This is a genomic window from Fructilactobacillus sp. X7R9C1 (assembly GCF_059901005.1).
Map to the genome: position 1 here is coordinate 1 of NZ_JBWXVG010000003.1, position 16,370 is coordinate 16,370.

Consider the following 16,370-nt stretch of genomic DNA (forward strand, 5'->3'; position numbering starts at 1 on the left):
CATTAAAAACGTTGACATTGATTTTGGACATTACGGGAAACCCTATTTTGTACCAAATGGCTATCATTTTAACATTGCTCACTCTCATGACGCGGTTTTGGTGGTAATTTCTGATCAACCAATTGGAGTTGACTTAGAACAGATTCGTCCTTATGACTACACCAGGATTACCAAGGCTTTCACCCCAGCGGAACTTAATTACTTAAAGAATTTAAAGGGCGAACGGCAAGGTGAACAAGCCTTAAGATTATGGACCATCAAGGAAGCGGTCTTAAAACTTCAAGGAGTCGGATTGATCGGAAAACCCAAGTCCGTTGAGGTTTCATTACCTCACATGGAAAGTGCTAGAAGAAACGATGATTTGTACCAGATTAACTTTTTGGACGTGGGATGGAAGTACATTGGGACACTTGCTACCCAGGTGAGTGAATAAATCATGAACGATATTTTAAATGCACGCGTAATTCATAGCTTAATTAGTAATCCCATTGATCAAATCGAGGTTTATGACCAATTGCCGTCGACTAACGAAGAGGCTCAAGTGGAGGTTTGGCATCGTCCTGGCATGATCATTGCTAACGAACAGACGAAGGGGAAAGGCCAAAATGGCCATCATTTTTATTCTCCTGCAAACAACGGCGTTTATTTTACGGTGGTGTTTCAGGCCCAACCAAGGTATCTTGATAATCCAGGTATCTTAACGCTTGGAATTGGCATTGCCGTTACGGACGCTATTAAACTGGTCTACAACATCGATACTCAATTAAAATGGGTGAATGACGTGTATCACGATGACAGTAAGGTCTGTGGGATTTTAACTGAAATTCAGAGTAACGAAGATAACGAGCCCGAGAACTTTATCATGGGCATTGGCCTCGATATTGGGATCATGCCGTTTTCACGTAATGGTGACCAAATGGTGGGGAGTTTAAACGTGGTACCACCACTTAAAAGGAACCAGTTAATTGCTTCGGTTTATGACCATTTGTACGAGGTCTATCGCGAGTGGGACGATGATCGGATTATTAATCAATATACTAAGCGGCTGCTGTGGCTTAACGAACAAGTTTCCCTGATCAATCATGATAATGAAATCACTGGGAAATTAGCAGGAATCGACGAACGTGGGCACCTTTTGTTAAAGACACGGGACCAGCAAACGTTAAACCTGGATCCGAATGTGACCAGACATATTAGGAAGATGAAATCTGACGATTGATGTTAGGTTTCTCTTTTTGTGTTGATTAAATTTAATTGTATGCTAAAATTAGCAACAAATTCAGGAGGTCTTATTATGGTTAAATTAAATGAAATGAGAGACTACGTTAACCAAAAGAAGCTTGATGTTGCTTACATCAGTAATTTTGAGGATATTAAGTACTTTACTGGTTTTGGTAGTGATCCCGTTGAACGGGTGTTGGCACTTTTTATTTTTCCTGATGCGGAACCATTTCTGTTTGCACCAGAACTCGAAGTGGAAGCCATAAAGGAGTCAGGATGGAAGTATCCCGTTTATGGTTACTTAGACCATGAAGATCCCTTTAAACTGATCGCCAAGCACATTCGTGATGTAACTCCTGATCCCAAGCGATTTGGGATTGAAGACGACAACTTGGTCATTAGTCGTTATCAACAGCTTCAAGCTGAATTTCCGAAGGCTGACTTTAGCACTAACGTGGCTCCAGAAGTTAGTGAACTGCGGGTAATTAAGACGCCATATGAGATTGAACAGTTAGACGCTGCTGGAAAAGAAGCCGACTTTGCTTTTCAAGTTGGTTTTGAGACCGCTAAAGCCGGTAAAACGGAGGCAGAAGTGGCTGCTGAGATTGAGTACCAGGAAAAAATCAGAGGGGTTATGAACATGAGTTTTGATACTCTGGTTCAGACTGGACCTCACGCGGCGGAACCACATGGTGCTACTGACATGAACAAGATTAAGAACGATAACCTGTTATTATTTGATTTAGGAACGGTTCATAATGGCTACATCTCTGATGCTTCCCGGACGGTCGCTGTTGGTGATAAAATTCCGGCCAAACAAAAAGAGATTTATGACGTTTGTTTGGAAGCTCAGTTAGCTGCCCAATCTGCCGCTAAACCAGGTATTCGGGCCGAAGACCTGGATGCGGTTGCAAGAGATATCATTGACAAGGCTGGTTATGGTAAATACTTCATCCACCGTTTAGGCCACGGTATGGGGATGGGTGAGCATGAATTCCCTTCAATCATGGAGGGCAATAAGATGATTTTAAAGGAAGGCATGTGCTTTTCAATTGAACCTGGTATCTACATTCCTGGAATAGCCGGAGTTCGAATTGAAGATTGCATTCACCTAACCAAGGATGGAAATGAACCATTTACTCACACATCCAAAGAATTACGCTATGTATAAGAGTTGACATAAAAAGACCCGGGATTTTATCCAGGGTCTTATTTTTTACATTTGATGGGTCTGTTCTCGCTTGGGACCAGTTGAGAAAGTGACTAACGGGATACCTACAAGTTCTGAAACCCGGTCAAGAAACTTTTGGGCGTTTTTAGGAAGCTTGTCGTAGGTATCACAATTAGTGATATCCTCGTTCCATCCCTGGAGCGTTTCGTAGACCGGTTTGCACTTGTCCAAGATATCCAAGTTAGCGGGGTAATAAGTGATTTTCTTACCATCTAGTTCATATGCGGTACAAATCTTAATTTCTTTTAATCCGTCTAAAACATCCAGACAGTTTAAGGCTAGGTGGGTTAGACCAGAAACACGACGAGCGTGTCTTAAGGCAACGCTGTCAAACCAACCGATTCGTCTGGGACGCTTGGTCACAACCCCGTACTCATGGGCGGTTTCTCTGATGTAGTTACCGGTCTCGTCTAGTAGTTCCGTTGGAAATGGTCCCTCACCGACACGTGAAGTATAGGCTTTACAAGTTCCAATGACCCGATCAATCTTGCTGGGTCCAATTCCCGCACCAACGGCAGCGCCGCCGGCAACGGGGTTCGAGGAAGTGACGTAAGGATAGGTTCCATGGTCAACGTCTAACATAATGCCCTGAGCACCTTCAAACAGGACGTTTTTGTTATGATCGATTTCATTGTTTAAAAGAACGGAGGTTTCGGTTACGTATGGTTTTAATCGTTTCCCTAACTGGACGTATTCATTATAGATTTCTTCAAAATTAAGGGGCTCATGGTCGTATAGTTTAACCAAAATTTCGTTCTTTTCAGCCAAGACGTCTTTCAAACGCTTATTGAAAGTTACTGGATCAATTAAATCGGCCACCCGAATTCCGACCCTAGCAACCTTGTCCATGTAAGCAGGCCCAATTCCCTTTTGAGTCGTCCCGATCTTATGATGTTTGTGTTCCTCTTGAAGCTTATCAAAAAGAGGATGGTATGGCATGATGACTTGAGCACGAGATGATACACGGAGGTTGTCGGTAGAAACACCATGTTCGTTTAGATAGTCGACTTCTTTAAATAGTGACTTGGGGTTCAAAACAACGCCGTTTCCAATTACTGCCAACTTGTCAGAATAGAAAATTCCGGACGGAACAAGTTGAACGTGAAAATTTTGATTGTGATACACAATGGTGTGACCAGCATTGTCACCGCCCTGATATCTAGCAATGATATCTGCGTCAGCACTTAGGGTATCGACAATCTTTCCTTTGCCCTCATCGCCCCATTGACTACCAACAACAACTGTTACAGACATAAATAGCACCTCGTAAATGAATTTTTTGACCAAGAACAGTTTACCAATCACATATGGAAAAATCAAGAACGTTCAAAATATTGTTAAAAATAATGTTCGTGTTTTATTGAATATTAGAATTATAATAAAGTAGTAGTGGCGTTGATTTGACTGAAAAGAAAACATTATGTAAGATTATCCTGTAATTATAATGAGGTGAATGAAATGATTGAGCGTTATACAAGAGCACCAATGAAGCGAATTTGGAGTAAGCAGAATCAGTATCAGACATGGCTTGAAGTTGAGATTGCGATTGATGAAGCATGGAATAAGTTAGGTAAGATTCCAGATGCTGACATTATTGCCATTAAAAGAAACGCGACCTTTGACGTGGACCGCATTGCACAGATTGAATCGGAAACTCACCATGATGTGGTGGCTTTTACTCGCGATGTTTCGGAGTCGCTTGGCCCCGAAAAAAAGTGGATCCATTACGGCGTTACTAGTACTGATGTTGTCGATACCGCTCAGGGACTTAGACTAAAGCAGGCTGACGAGATTCTTCGTCAGGATATTTTAACTTTAATGGATACCATTAAGCAGAAAGCCTTAAAATATAAGGATACGGTTGAAATCGGAAGAACCCATGGGGTTCAGGCGGAACCAATGACTTTTGGCTTGAAGATGGCACGTTGGTATTCAGAAATGAAACGAAACCTAAAACGATTTAACGAAGCAGCTGCCGAAGTGGAAGCCGGGAAAATTTCTGGAGCCGTTGGGACATTTGCTAACATTGACCCTCAGGTAGAGGCTTACGTATGCGATAAGTTAGGGCTACGTGCCCAAGAAATCACTAGTCAAGTCTTACCTCGTGATTTACATGCCGAATATATCGCCACTTTGGCATTGATTGCCACTAGTCTTGAAAATTTTGCAACGGAGATTCGTGGTTTGCAACGTTCTGAGATTCATGAAGTAGAAGAGCATTTTAATCCTGGTCAAAAGGGTTCTTCGGCAATGCCACATAAGCGGAACCCAATTGGATCAGAAAACATTTGTGGATTGGCCAGAACCATGCGTGGACTAATCACCACTGCCTACGAGAACGTTTCTTTGTGGCATGAACGTGATATTTCCCATTCTTCGGCTGAGCGAATTATTCTACCAGAGAGTACCACGCTCTTAGATTACATGCTTCATCGTTTCAATAATATTCTTTCAAACTTAGATGTTTTCCCGAAACGAATGAAGGAAAATATGAATCTAACTTATGGCCTAATTTACAGTCAACGAGTAATGCTGAAATTAATTGATAAAGGGATGAGTCGGGAAGCGGCTTACGACTTAGTTCAACCACTGACGGCTCAGTCATGGGAGAACCACGAGTCATTTGAAAAGTTAGTTAAAGCTAACGATCAGATTAATGAACGGTTGTCTGACCAAGAGATTAACGATGCGTTTGATTATCATTACCACCTTAGACACGTTGATGATATTTTCAAACGGGTCGGATTAGAATAGGTTAAATGGAGTTGCATTAATGCATCTCCATTTTGATTTTGATTGCTTTTACCATTCAATCAGTATATTATTAAAGTGAATTATATGATTCTGGGGTGCCGAAAGGCTGAGATAATACCCATTGAACCTGATCAGGTTAAGACCTGCGAAGGGATCCGACTACACTACAAGTGTCATTTTTAATCATGTGTTGAAGTTCCCGGGGTAGATCCAGGAACTTTTTTTATTGGAGGAGATCACATGAAAATTTTGAGAGAATGGCATTTAAAGGACATTATTTTAGTTACATTGATTGGTGCTTTTTGTGGAGTGATTTTTTGGGGAACTTCATTTCTCTATAATATCTTAGCTGCGGCACTGACACCATTTGGATTGCAGCCGTTTGCAAACGAAGCCACCTTTGGATTATGGACGCTTGCTGGACCGTTAGCAGCGTTTATCATTCGCATCCCATTTTCCGCTACCCTTGGTGAGTTACTGGGAGCCTTCGTCGAGATGATCCTTGGCAGTCAGTGGGGAATTGCTGATTTGTTATCCGGCTTAATTCAAGGACTATCGTCTGAGTTAGGATTTGCCGTATTGGGATATAAGCATTATGATTGGTTAGGAATCATAAGTACGACGATTACCACCACGGTAATTACGTTTGCTTGGGATATGATCAAAAGTGGATACGCAAATTATCATTTTGGATTTTTACTCCTACTGTTTCTAACCCGGCTTGTATCGGTCTTCTTATTCAGTGGAGTGCTGACTTATTTCATCAGTCGTTTACTAGAAAAAAGTCAGGTCTTAAGCAGATAAGTCGTACCCAATATTTAATTAGGGGATGACAAAATGTCTGATTATCGAATTGAAAGTGACACGCTTGGAGACGTCAAGGTGCCAAAGGATGCTTTGTGGGGTGCTCAAACCGAGCGGAGCCGGCATAATTTTCCTGTCGGTCCCAAGTTACCAGTATTGGTAATTCGCGCTCTCATAAACATTAAAGCCAGTGCCGCCGAGGTGAGCATCAAACAAGACACCATCGATCGAAAAAAGGGTGAGTTGATTGAGCAGGGTGCCCAAAAACTATTGAGTCTTTCCGATAATCAATTAATGCAAAACTTCCCGTTACACATTTACCAAACTGGATCGGGAACTCAGACTAACATGAACGTGAACGAGGTGATTGCCCACGTTGCTAATCAGATTAATCCAAAGATTAATGTTTTACCAAATGATGATGTTAATCATTCCCAGAGTTCAAATGATACGTTTCCAACGGCAATGAACATTGCAAGTCTGGTTGCCATCAATCAGCTGTTACCAGAGTTGGGGCACTTAATTGATGTTATGCATCACTTACAGAAAAAGTATTGGGATGTGGTTAAGATTGGGCGCACTCATTTACAGGACGCCACTCCAATGACGTTTGGACAGGAAGTGTCGGGATGGGCTAGCACCATTCAACACGACCTTGATTTTGTGAGGGACAATTCGAAGTCACTACTGGGTCTACCAATTGGTGGAACCGCAGTAGGAACCGGCCTTAATACGACGGAAGACTTTGATAAGGAAATGGTTCAAACCCTGGGTAATAAGTATCATGAGCCGTTTGAAGTTGAAAATAAATTTTATGGATTAGCTTCCCATTCGGCCATTACCATGACGCATGGGGCTGTGCGGACGCTTGCAACTGATCTGATGAAAATTGCCAATGACATTAAATTTCTAGCGAGTGGTCCTAGAGCTGGTTACGGTGAGATTAAAATTCCCGCTAATGAACCTGGGTCATCGATTATGCCTGGCAAGGTGAACCCGACTCAGGGTGAAGCCATGGATATGGTAGTAGCGCGCATCATGGGAAATGATACGACCATCGAAGTTGCTAACACCCAGGGAAACTTTGAAATGAATGTCTATAAGCCAATTATCATATCCTGTTTTCTTGATTCCGTTCAGTCACTGACAGGCATCTTAAGCCACTTTACGGACTTGATGGTCAAAGGGATTGAAGTCAACCAAGATCGCATGGAGGAGTTGGTCCATAATTCTTTGATGACGGTGACGGCATTGTCGCCACACATTGGCTATCATCGAGCAGCTGAAATTGCCAATGCCGCTTTAAAGGGAAAGACGAATCTTAGACAGGCGGCCATTGATTCAGGATACGTCACTGGTGATAACTTTGATAAATGGGTTGAGCCATTAAAAATGACTAATTATAAGCGCGAACAATGATCAAGATTATAAATAAAAAAGGTCCAGCAACTAACGTCTCCGTTATTGCTGGACCTTTTTTATTTAATTACTTTTTGGAATCATTGGAGTTATTGGCATCAGAATCTTTTGAATCTTGAGGAGCACCATCAGCAGGACTACCAGTTGATTGTGGATTAACGTTACCGTTTTTGCTTCGTTTCATCATTTCTGCCATCAACATTCTGTACTGGGTCCGGTAAGCATTGTAAGCCTTCTGTGAGTCTTCCATGTTCGTTTGGGCGTCGTGAAGACGAGTCCCTAACTGTTGATTAGTGTACCCGGATAAGTTCATCTGAACGTTTAAAGTGGCGTTATAAGCATGGGTTAGATAATGGTACCCAGATAACGTCGCCTTAGAAATCGTGCTAGCGGCGTGTTTAACCGTTGGCTGTTCACTGAAGTCGTCAATTCCGTTAACAATGGGGTCACTAATGTGTTTGTTCCAGTAGGAAATTAGTGGACCGGCAAAGAAGGCAACGATGATTGATGCAAATCCAACGGGGCCACCAGCAAGGACAGCGGCAATCAAGAAGAGGATATCTTGGATCACACGAGCCGTCTTGTACTTGATGTGTAGTCGTGATGATACGATTGGAGCAATGGCATCATAGGGGGCAACACCCAGATTAGGAGCCATGTAGATTGAACTACCAGCCGTAAATAGGATTAGTCCCAAGAAGGCATTAGCAACGATTACGAAGAAGTTAATCCCCGACGGGAAGATTTGTTGGTAAAATTGAGTGAAAATTTGAATCTCAAATCCAACTAACACCATGTTCATGATGGTTCCAATTCCGATCATGTGACGGTCAAGGAACAAGACAAACACGAAGATTACCAGGTTAGCCAGCAACTGATACAAACCAAGTGACATGTGCAGATGGTTTGACATACCAATATTAACGGCAGTAAAAGGATCAAGACCTAAAATCTTGCTTGATCGAAGTAACGTGGCACCAAGTGATAACATGGTGATACCAACAAACGACATTAAAACTTTAAGTAATATATTAAATGTTTTACCGTACCAAGTCATTTGTGGTGCGGCAGTATTGCCTGATTGGGTAGAATTACTCATTGAATAGACTTCCTTCTTAATTTGATATTTGTATTATAACTTATTGCATACAGGATTGTAAGGGCTGGGCGGCACAAACGTATTGATACGGGCAATAAATTACAAGAGATGACTAATTTTGAAATATGTATTATAATTCTTGTTAACTTGAACTAATCATTTAAGTTGATTTTGTATTTGGAGGGATTGCTTATGAATATTAAAGTATTAAACAAGCAAGGCGCTCTACCAGTCAAAGACTGGCAACAGCGTGAAAATAACCTTTTTCGAGTTCATCAGCTAATGCACAATAAGAAACTTCAATTGAGTAAATCAGCCAGAGCAATGATTGCACCCATCTTGAAACCGTTAACTTAGTAAATTTTAGTAATTTAATTGCAAGGTGCTGCGGTTTCAACTAAAATGCAATTGTCTAGGAAGTGAGTATAATGGTTGATTCAGATTTGAAACAACAGGTCAAAGATTTATTGGCTCGTAATAAAGAGCTTAAAAGTAAAATTCAAGCTTTGACAAGTGGTACTGACATTTCAGATAAGAGCACTAGTGATTTGAAGTCACAGGTGGTCCAGTTTCAAGACGAATTAAAAAATGCTCTAGATCGAGCTACTCAGTATGAAAATAAATATAATAAAATGAGTACTGAATATATGGAATTATCAAATCAGTATCATGAATTGCAAACGCAACTTGACTCGTTAAAAAATAAATAAGTGTGAGGAGAACATTCTTCACGCTTATTTATTTGCCAAGTTAATCTCTCGTGTTTATGGTCGAATGGTGAAAATATGGCAAAAAAAGAAACAGCCAAAAAGAGAATAATTGAAGGAACGTTTGAGATGCTCCAAACTAAGTCTTATCAAGAAATTACGGTGAAAGACATTTCCAAACATGTTGGGGTTTCCCGGATGACGTTTTATCGTAACTTCCATACCAAGGAAGACGTCATCGTTGGTCAATTTCAGGAGACCTTTTCAACCTTTATTAATCGTTTATTAGCGCAAAAGGTCTCTAATTTTAACGGCCTAGCAACGACTTTCTTTACGATTATTAAAGAGAATAAGCGGATGATGGATGTAATCGTTGATAATGATCTGTCTTATTTGTTACTTAAAATCTTAAAAAAATACATTACGAATTTGGTTGACGACGATATATTAGAGTTGCGCGCCAATTCATCGAAAATGCTAATTGCGTTGATTTCAGGTGGTTTAACTGAAGTTTTACTAACGTGGACAGAAGACGGGATGGAAGAGCCCGTTGAAGAATTGGTCATCTTTGCATCGAAGTACATGAACTTTAAGGTTAACTAATTTTTTAATTTAAAAATATGTATAAAAAAAGAGCTCTGCGATCGCAGAACTCTTTTTGTTTGGCTAAAATTAGTCCATTGGAGTAACGTTAGCAGCTTGGGGACCACGGTCTCCTTCTTCAACGTCCAAAGTAACCTTTTCGCCTTCGTCAAGGGTCTTGAAGCCATCCTTGTTGATAGCTGAGTAATGTACGAATACATCACCATCATCAGTAGTAATAAAACCATAACCCTTGTCAGCGTTAAACCATTTAACAGTACCTTGTTTCATAATATGAAACCTCCTAGCGCATAGCGCAATAAATTTTTCAGTGTTGCTTAGTTTGAATCTTAAAAGGAAGTCATTTCATAATAATACAAAACAAGAAACCTTAGAAACTCGAAACCATTCACACATCTATTTAAATATAACATAAATTCTACTGATGTCAATATGATAGACTTATATTAATCAATTAAAAGAAGATGAAGGCATGAAAACATTAATAATCGTTTCACACCCCAAGTTTCAGGACTCAATTACCCAGGAATTTCTAAGAACCAGTCAAGCTGATTTAGCCGATGTTACATGGCACTGTTTAGATGAAATATATGGAAGTGATCCAATTGACGTGCAAGCTGAGCGTGACCTCTTAAATAAGGCTGATCGGATCATTTTTCAGTTTCCACTTTATTGGTATAGTGCCCCCTCATCGCTTAAAGTTTGGGAGGATGAGGTCTTAAGTCGGGCCTACACGTACGCTAATGAAGATGGCCGTTTAAAGGGCAAGAAACTCGGAATCGTGACGAGTGTGGGCTACCCTAAATCATCGTTTGCGGTGGGTGCTAGTCAATCCTTTAGTATTTCTCAAATTATGACACCATACGAAGCCCTTGCTAGACAAGCGGGTATGAAGTTTATGAAACCACTTGTGATTTCGCAATTCGGGTACATGTCGGATGATGAGAAAAAAAAGTTGCTTGTTGACTACCAGATGTATTTGACAGCTAAGTATCCCTTTAACTTTAACGAACGTGAGACGTGGATGGCTTTTCAACTAAAGAAATTGGCAACTGGAAGTATGAAATCACATAAGCAGGATCTGGATTTAATTATTAAAGAAGTGGAAACCAGTCAAGATAATTTAAATGACTTAAAGGAACAAATTAACCTAATTCGGAATCAGGAGGAAGACTAATATGGATGATAACGAAGAATGGACGACTAATAAGATTGATGAATTAATTAAGACCCAGACGTCATTTATTAATCGTTCACTGTTATATGGATGTAAACAGTTAGTTAAAGAACAGGCCAAAAGAAATGAGCAGGCTGAAAATGAGATTGATGGGAGAAGTTGGAGTCCCGAAAAATGGTAAGAACTCTTTACTTTGATGGTATTGACAACAAAAGGGGACCCGTCGTTAAAGACGAGCCCCTGTGGGTAGTGTTTGATTTAAAAGCTCCGGTTTGGGAGCTTTTTTATTTATAATACTAAATTCGTTCGCTTCGGTCTGAAATAATGTATTGGTTTATTAAGGCTGCCAGAACCGAACCGACAAGCGGTGCTGTTAGATAAAGCCACAGTGACTTCAATGCTAATCCACCAGCAAAAATAGCGGGGAACAACGACCGGACGGGATTCATTGAAGCGCCGGTTAACTTCCCACCAACAATTACCAGAACAAAGATGGTAAAGCCGACGGCAATTGGTGACTGAATGGCATACATGTTCGTCCTAGAATGGTTTAAAACTAGGATCACAATTAACAAAGTGGTGGTCAGTAGAACTTCGGTGAAGAAAGCAATTGGAGCGGAGATGTGGGGGAAGACCGTTCCACCTAAATAATTAGTACTAACTTCCTTGTTCCAACTTTCACCAGTCTTGTTAAGCAGTGAGACGTAGGTTAAAACGACACAAATTTCACCTAAGAGACCGCCGACTAGTTGACTAATTACATAAATAATCGCCTCTTTTCCGGGCATTCTTTTAGTTAAATACATGGTAAGAGTTACGGCTGGATTTAGATGAGCTCCTGAAAGTGGTCCAGTGGCATAAACCAGAATGGATAAGGTGAGACCCCACCCAACCGACGGACCTAACTGGTCAGCGTACGGTCCGCTGAAAATGATGAGGCCTGTTCCTAAATAGATTAATAAGGCAGTCCCAACCAGTTCACCAAAGATTTTTAATTTCATTATTAGGTTCCTCTTTGAACTTCGGCCACGTCATTGATGATTTTAAGAAAGGTATCTGAAGATAATGAGGCTCTTCCAATCAGCAGTCCGTCGATATTTGGTAATGAAAAAATGGCTTTGGCATTTTCTGGGGTGACTGCTCCACCGTATTGAATCCTGATCTTTTCGGCAGTGTCATTTCCGAAAATAATCTTAAGGGAGGTGCGAATCACCCGTGCTGCATGTTCAATCTCCGCTAATGAGGCTGTTTTAGCAGCACCGATGGACCACGATGGTTCGTATGCAATGACTAAATGTTCAGCATCCTTTTTGTTGATGCCAGCAAATGAAACGGCAATTTCGGTTAAGGGTGACATCTCCAGATCATCAGGATTATAGGTTGAGGTATCTTCTGAGATTGCCACTACCGGAGTGAGGTGATTGCGAAAGCTGCCCATGATTTTTAATCCAATTGTACCGTTCGTTTCTTTAAACATCTTGCGGCGTTCATAGTGACCAATTATAGAACCATTGATTCCAAGGTCTGATAATGCAACCGGGGACGTTTCTCCGGTGTACGGACCTTCGTCGGCCCAGTGCAAATTTTCGGCAAAAACTTCGATGGGCTCTTTTTGGGATTGAATGAACTGAACCATTTTATAAAGGTAGACGTTTTGAGCCGCAATGCCAACTTGAACGAGGTTTTTATCAGGCAACTTACCTTCTAATGATTTTAAGAAGTCCTCAATATCTTTGCTGGTTTTGTTCATTTTCCAATTTGCTAAAATAAGTGGAATTCGATTACTCATTGAGACTAGCCTCCTTTAGTTTCTTTAATTGAGACTGATGGCGGATCTTAAAGTATTCCCTGGTCATGTTTTCTTTAGTTGCTCGATCCCAGCCTAATTGGCGGCTCATTTCATCGATGACCGGCCTCTCGATTTGATCGGTTTTCTCAGAATCAAATAGGAGGTAGTTCGTTCTTCTAAGTAAGAAGTCGATCGGGCGACTGATCATTTCGTGATCGATTGAGTAGTGAAGAACACTTGTTTCTGCCAAGGTTAAACCTGGCGCAGTGACGCCACTGGCAACGTAGTTAGCGATTAAGGGAGTGTTTGATCCAAACAGGTTGGCAATCGCCATGGCTTCCTTGGTGCTTAAGCCGCGGTTGACTAAGGTGGCAGCATAACTTTTAATGTTGCCGTTAACGTCGTTTGAATCGAAGTGGCCACCAGAGATTTGGTAATTTTTAGAGTCAATTAATGAAACAGGTTGATCAAATTTTTGTTCCAGTTCTTTTTTGACGAGTTTCATCGTGTCTTCGCCCATTAGCCGGTAATCAGTTAATTTACCGCCAGAGACGTTGATGACACCGTCGACCAGTTTGATTTCAAATCCACGTGAAACACTTGAAGCACTTTGGTCGTTTGAAACTACCGAATGAACGTAATTGTTAACGTCGTTGTGGTCAATCTGTTGGTTAAAGTATTGATTGATTTTAGTGTCTAAGTGGTGCAGATCGTCGTCATTTAAGTTTTTGTGCGTGGTATTCCCGTTATAATCACCGGATTCAATCAAAGGACGAATGCCAGCCCAGCTTGCTTCTATATCGTTAGTCGTTAAGTTAGCGTTTGGGAAGTGTTGGTTAACGGCCTTTAAGAGATAGTCAACATCTTTTTGATTAACGGTTGGGTTGCTGTAATCATCATCGTAATCCGTGTCCGTCGTTCCAAAGTAAGTTTTTCCAAATCTTGGGATGATAAAAATCATCCGACCGTCGTCTAACCCAGAGTCTAAGTAAACGGGGAGGGGCACCTTAAGTTTGCTTTGATCAACTACTAAGTGAACTCCCTTGGTAGGTCTGATTTTTTGCTTATGATCGTAATCAAACATTTTAACAATGCCATCGTACCAAGGGCCTGCCGCATTGATGACGATTTTGGATTTAATTGGAAATTCGGTGTTATCTTCTCTATCAATCACGTTTACAATCTTTTGATTGTGATCGTTTTCGATGTTGACTGCTTTAACGTGACTAACGGCAACGGCACCATCACTGACTGCTTGTTTAATGTTTTCGATTGTGAGGCGCGCATCGTTATTTTTGTAATCAAGATAGACTCCCATCCCAACTAAATGATTGTGGTTTAGGTTGGGTAATTTTTTCTCTGCATCCGCTTTTGACAGTGTTTGGTGTGCAAAGGGACTGTCTTTTGAAACGTTGGCTAAACGATCGTAAATGGCCATGGCGACTTCTGCGCTTAACGGGGTGAAGGTGTCATCCTTATTATCGTAAAGTGGCAGTAGCATTTTAGAAGGACGAGGGATGTGTGGAGCAATGTGTTGTACAATGGCTCGTTCCTTGACGGTGTCGTTTACGACGTCAATATCAAAAGTCTTGAGGTATCGAATTCCACCATGAACGAGTTTGGTCGAACGACTACTGGTTCCTTCAGCAAAATCCTGCATATCAATTAAAGCGGTTTTGAGACCCGAAGCAGCGGCCTGAACGGCAATGCCTGCTCCAGTGATGCCACCGCCAATGATTGTGACGTCAAAATCATCATTTTTAAGTTGATCAATATCTTGATTTCGGTTTTTATACGAAAAGTTATTCATTTTCATTCTCCTGAGGCTTAAATGATTCAGTTGCCTTAACTGCTTGTTTCCAGCCCAAATATAAGCTTTCTGCTTCGTCTTTTTCCATGTTGGGATTGAAGATGGTTGGCTCAGGCTGAAGTTTTTTTAGTTCATCAATATTCTTCCAGAATCCAATGGCTAGTCCCGCTAAATAGGCGGCACCACGTCCTGTCATTTCAATGTCTTTTGATCGCACGACTGAGGTCTCTAAGAGATCGGATTGAAATTGCATTAAATAGTTATTTAACGAGGCTCCCCCATCAACATGGAGGTTGGTGACTGGCATATTAGTATCATTTACCATGGCACCAACAACGTCCCGACTTTGATAGGCAATGGACTGTAACGTTGCCTTAACAAAGTCATTTTTGGTGGTTCCACGTGATAAACCGAAGACCGCACCACGCGCGTCTGGATTCCAGTACGGAGCACCTAATCCAGTGAATGCTGGGACGACATAAACCTCGTTGTGATTATTAGACTTGTTGGCTAGATTTTCGGTATCGGGAGCCGTTTTAACTAACTGCATGCGATCCCTTAGCCACTGGATGGCGGAACCAGCAATAAACACGGATCCCTCCAAAGCGTAGGTAATTTGACCACCAATTCCATAACCAATCGTGGTTAATAAGCCGTTGTGTGAGTATTTGGGCTTTTTTCCCGTATTCATCACAATAAAGGAACCGGTGCCATATGTGTTTTTAACATCACCGGAATTAACCGCTAAGTGACCAAACAGAGCGGCCTGTTGATCACCTGCGATTCCAGAGATGGGAACCGAAGCACCAAAAAAGTTTTCCGGCAGACTCTTACCAAAGACTCCCGATGAGTCCTTGACTTCTGGAAGCATGACTTTAGGAATATTGAGAATGTTCAGTAATTCAGGATCCCAGTCGAGATTTTCGATGTTATATAGCATGGTTCGAGAAACGTTCGAATAATCGGTCGCATGAACTTCACCGCCCGTTAGTTTCCAAAGTAACCAACTGTCGATCGTACCAAACAGAAGTTCACCATTTTCGGCTCGTTCCTGGGCACCAGAGACTTGATCCAAGATGTATCTGATTTTAGTGGCAGAAAAATACGCATCGATAATTAAGCCGGTTTTCTTTTGCACCATGCTTTTATACCCGGCATCAATCATTGTTTTGGCTATTGGGGCAGTTTGACGTGATTGCCACACAATGGCCTTAGAAATGGGCAATCCACTTTCTTTGTCCCAAATTACGGTGGTTTCTCGTTGATTAGTAATTCCGATACTAGCGATCTCATTCGGATTAATCCGGCCCTTGATAATGGCGGTTGCCATCACGGCTTGGGCGGTTAACCAAATTTCGTTAGCATCCTGTTCCACCCAACCGGGTTCCGGGAAATACATGGTTAATTCTTTTTGATCGCTAGATACCACGTTTGCGTTTTTATCGTAAATGATAGCGCGAACACTGGTGGTTCCTTCGTCAATTACTAAAATATATTTTTTCATTTTGTCTATCACTTCTTACTTTCACAAATAAACCATATTTCACATAATTATTAAATGCGCCATTTTCCTAGGATTCGCTTGATGACAGCATTCATAAACTAAAGAAAACGTTTTCTTTAACGGTTAGTATACTACCAATATCAAATTTCACAATAAAAACATCCTGGATAATATCCGGCTTTGAGTAGGAAAATGAGTAATCACGTGGGTTAACGTTCGTTAAACTTTATTCATTTTATTATATGTAGTTGA

At 41.1% G+C, this 16,370-nt stretch carries 18 protein-coding genes and 1 riboswitch; of the genes, 11 read left to right on the top strand and 7 right to left on the bottom strand.

Annotated features, from left to right (window positions below; genetic code table 11):
• From AC6UD0_RS02670 to AC6UD0_RS02680, 3 genes are all read left to right on the top strand, one after another.
• Positions 1-433 (top strand): 4'-phosphopantetheinyl transferase family protein (locus AC6UD0_RS02670; protein ID WP_500708071.1); only part of this gene is annotated, 433 nt, incomplete at its 5' end.
• Between the two features lie 3 nt (positions 434-436).
• Positions 437-1,219, top strand: coding sequence for a biotin--[acetyl-CoA-carboxylase] ligase (locus tag AC6UD0_RS02675; protein WP_500695332.1), 783 nt, complete (start codon positions 437-439; stop codon positions 1,217-1,219).
• Between the two features lie 75 nt (positions 1,220-1,294).
• Positions 1,295-2,392 (top strand): M24 family metallopeptidase, encoded by a 1,098-nt coding sequence (locus AC6UD0_RS02680; RefSeq protein ID WP_500695330.1) that lies wholly within the window; start codon positions 1,295-1,297, stop codon positions 2,390-2,392.
• A 45-nt stretch (positions 2,393-2,437) separates the two neighbouring features.
• On the opposite strand, the gene AC6UD0_RS02685 is transcribed toward AC6UD0_RS02680, so the two are convergent.
• Positions 2,438-3,706 carry an adenylosuccinate synthase gene (locus AC6UD0_RS02685; RefSeq protein ID WP_500708073.1) on the bottom strand — a complete coding sequence of 423 codons (1,269 nt, stop codon included), beginning with the start codon at positions 3,704-3,706 and terminating at the stop codon, positions 2,438-2,440.
• A gap of 204 nt (positions 3,707-3,910) precedes the next feature.
• On the opposite strand from AC6UD0_RS02685, the gene purB reads away from it, so the two are divergent.
• The 3 genes from purB to AC6UD0_RS02700 all read left to right on the top strand — a co-directional run bounded on the left by purB (position 3,911) and on the right by AC6UD0_RS02700 (position 7,429).
• Positions 3,911-5,206, top strand: coding sequence for an adenylosuccinate lyase (gene purB / locus AC6UD0_RS02690; RefSeq protein WP_500708074.1), 1,296 nt, complete (start codon positions 3,911-3,913; stop codon positions 5,204-5,206).
• A gap of 81 nt (positions 5,207-5,287) precedes the next feature.
• Positions 5,288-5,378: riboswitch (TPP riboswitch) on the top strand.
• 68 nt (positions 5,379-5,446) lie between these two features.
• Positions 5,447-6,010 (top strand): ECF transporter S component, encoded by a 564-nt coding sequence (locus tag AC6UD0_RS02695; protein WP_500693437.1) that lies wholly within the window; start codon positions 5,447-5,449, stop codon positions 6,008-6,010.
• Between the two features lie 33 nt (positions 6,011-6,043).
• A complete protein-coding gene (locus AC6UD0_RS02700; protein WP_500696471.1) occupies positions 6,044-7,429 on the top strand; it encodes a class II fumarate hydratase in 1,386 nt (461 codons plus the stop codon).
• A 67-nt stretch (positions 7,430-7,496) separates the two neighbouring features.
• On the opposite strand, the gene AC6UD0_RS02705 is transcribed toward AC6UD0_RS02700, so the two are convergent.
• On the bottom strand, positions 7,497-8,528 hold the full coding sequence (locus AC6UD0_RS02705; protein ID WP_500706265.1) for a YczE/YyaS/YitT family protein: 1,032 nt from the start codon (positions 8,526-8,528) through the stop codon (positions 7,497-7,499).
• A 192-nt stretch (positions 8,529-8,720) separates the two neighbouring features.
• Between AC6UD0_RS02705 and AC6UD0_RS02710 the strand changes: the two genes are divergently transcribed.
• From AC6UD0_RS02710 to AC6UD0_RS02720, 3 genes are all read left to right on the top strand, one after another.
• Entirely contained in the window at positions 8,721-8,885 is a 165-nt protein-coding gene (locus AC6UD0_RS02710) for a hypothetical protein (RefSeq protein WP_500693440.1), read from the top strand.
• 71 nt (positions 8,886-8,956) lie between these two features.
• A complete protein-coding gene (locus tag AC6UD0_RS02715) occupies positions 8,957-9,238 on the top strand; it encodes a hypothetical protein (RefSeq protein WP_500693441.1) in 282 nt (93 codons plus the stop codon).
• A gap of 75 nt (positions 9,239-9,313) precedes the next feature.
• Complete coding sequence (locus AC6UD0_RS02720; RefSeq protein WP_500695318.1) at positions 9,314-9,838, top strand: TetR/AcrR family transcriptional regulator; 525 nt, start codon at positions 9,314-9,316, stop codon at positions 9,836-9,838.
• 69 nt (positions 9,839-9,907) lie between these two features.
• Here AC6UD0_RS02720 and AC6UD0_RS02725 read toward each other — a convergent pair whose 3' ends face one another.
• Positions 9,908-10,108: a cold-shock protein gene (locus AC6UD0_RS02725; protein ID WP_010022560.1), complete on the bottom strand. Its 201-nt coding sequence runs from the start codon at positions 10,106-10,108 to the stop codon at positions 9,908-9,910.
• 202 nt (positions 10,109-10,310) lie between these two features.
• Here AC6UD0_RS02725 and AC6UD0_RS02730 point away from each other — a divergent pair, with 202 nt between their 5' ends.
• The gene (locus AC6UD0_RS02730) at positions 10,311-11,015 is read left to right on the top strand and encodes an NAD(P)H-dependent oxidoreductase (protein WP_500708075.1); all 705 of its coding nucleotides are present in this window, start codon (positions 10,311-10,313) and stop codon (positions 11,013-11,015) included.
• Position 11,016: 1 nt separating this feature from the next.
• On the top strand, positions 11,017-11,196 hold the full coding sequence (locus AC6UD0_RS02735) for a hypothetical protein (RefSeq protein ID WP_500708077.1): 180 nt from the start codon (positions 11,017-11,019) through the stop codon (positions 11,194-11,196).
• Positions 11,197-11,311: 115 nt separating this feature from the next.
• Here AC6UD0_RS02735 and AC6UD0_RS02740 read toward each other — a convergent pair whose 3' ends face one another.
• Genes AC6UD0_RS02740 through glpK form a run of 4 tightly spaced genes read right to left on the bottom strand, consistent with a single transcriptional unit; the run spans position 11,312 to position 16,118 of the window.
• Positions 11,312-12,016 carry an MIP/aquaporin family protein gene (locus tag AC6UD0_RS02740; protein ID WP_500708078.1) on the bottom strand — a complete coding sequence of 235 codons (705 nt, stop codon included), beginning with the start codon at positions 12,014-12,016 and terminating at the stop codon, positions 11,312-11,314.
• 2 nt (positions 12,017-12,018) lie between these two features.
• A complete protein-coding gene (gene tpiA, locus AC6UD0_RS02745; protein ID WP_500696475.1) occupies positions 12,019-12,804 on the bottom strand; it encodes a triose-phosphate isomerase in 786 nt (261 codons plus the stop codon).
• Positions 12,797-14,614: an FAD-dependent oxidoreductase gene (locus tag AC6UD0_RS02750; RefSeq protein WP_500708080.1), complete on the bottom strand. Its 1,818-nt coding sequence runs from the start codon at positions 14,612-14,614 to the stop codon at positions 12,797-12,799. Before AC6UD0_RS02750 ends, tpiA begins: the two co-directional genes overlap by 8 nt.
• Complete coding sequence (gene glpK / locus AC6UD0_RS02755; RefSeq protein WP_500708081.1) at positions 14,607-16,118, bottom strand: glycerol kinase GlpK; 1,512 nt, start codon at positions 16,116-16,118, stop codon at positions 14,607-14,609. The genes AC6UD0_RS02750 and glpK overlap by 8 nt, the downstream gene beginning before the upstream one ends.
• Positions 16,119-16,370: the final 252 nt, after the last annotated feature.

Excerpts from the sequence above, each read along its gene's own strand:
- AC6UD0_RS02720 (WP_500695318.1), top strand. The coding sequence starts at position 9,314 with ATGGCAAAAAAAGAAACAGCCAAAAAGAGAATAATTGAAGGAACGTTT.
- AC6UD0_RS02750 (WP_500708080.1), bottom strand. The coding sequence starts at position 14,614 with ATGAATAACTTTTCGTATAAAAACCGAAATCAAGATATTGATCAACTT.
- AC6UD0_RS02680 (WP_500695330.1), top strand. The coding sequence starts at position 1,295 with ATGGTTAAATTAAATGAAATGAGAGACTACGTTAACCAAAAGAAGCTT.
- glpK (WP_500708081.1), bottom strand. The coding sequence starts at position 16,118 with ATGAAAAAATATATTTTAGTAATTGACGAAGGAACCACCAGTGTTCGC.
- purB (WP_500708074.1), top strand. The coding sequence starts at position 3,911 with ATGATTGAGCGTTATACAAGAGCACCAATGAAGCGAATTTGGAGTAAG.
- AC6UD0_RS02705 (WP_500706265.1), bottom strand. The coding sequence starts at position 8,528 with ATGAGTAATTCTACCCAATCAGGCAATACTGCCGCACCACAAATGACT.
- AC6UD0_RS02685 (WP_500708073.1), bottom strand. The coding sequence starts at position 3,706 with ATGTCTGTAACAGTTGTTGTTGGTAGTCAATGGGGCGATGAGGGCAAA.
- AC6UD0_RS02700 (WP_500696471.1), top strand. The coding sequence starts at position 6,044 with ATGTCTGATTATCGAATTGAAAGTGACACGCTTGGAGACGTCAAGGTG.
- AC6UD0_RS02710 (WP_500693440.1), top strand. The coding sequence starts at position 8,721 with ATGAATATTAAAGTATTAAACAAGCAAGGCGCTCTACCAGTCAAAGAC.
- AC6UD0_RS02715 (WP_500693441.1), top strand. The coding sequence starts at position 8,957 with ATGGTTGATTCAGATTTGAAACAACAGGTCAAAGATTTATTGGCTCGT.
- AC6UD0_RS02725 (WP_010022560.1), bottom strand. The coding sequence starts at position 10,108 with ATGAAACAAGGTACTGTTAAATGGTTTAACGCTGACAAGGGTTATGGT.
- tpiA (WP_500696475.1), bottom strand. The coding sequence starts at position 12,804 with ATGAGTAATCGAATTCCACTTATTTTAGCAAATTGGAAAATGAACAAA.
- AC6UD0_RS02735 (WP_500708077.1), top strand. The coding sequence starts at position 11,017 with ATGGATGATAACGAAGAATGGACGACTAATAAGATTGATGAATTAATT.
- AC6UD0_RS02740 (WP_500708078.1), bottom strand. The coding sequence starts at position 12,016 with ATGAAATTAAAAATCTTTGGTGAACTGGTTGGGACTGCCTTATTAATC.
- AC6UD0_RS02675 (WP_500695332.1), top strand. The coding sequence starts at position 437 with ATGAACGATATTTTAAATGCACGCGTAATTCATAGCTTAATTAGTAAT.
- AC6UD0_RS02730 (WP_500708075.1), top strand. The coding sequence starts at position 10,311 with ATGAAAACATTAATAATCGTTTCACACCCCAAGTTTCAGGACTCAATT.
- AC6UD0_RS02695 (WP_500693437.1), top strand. The coding sequence starts at position 5,447 with ATGAAAATTTTGAGAGAATGGCATTTAAAGGACATTATTTTAGTTACA.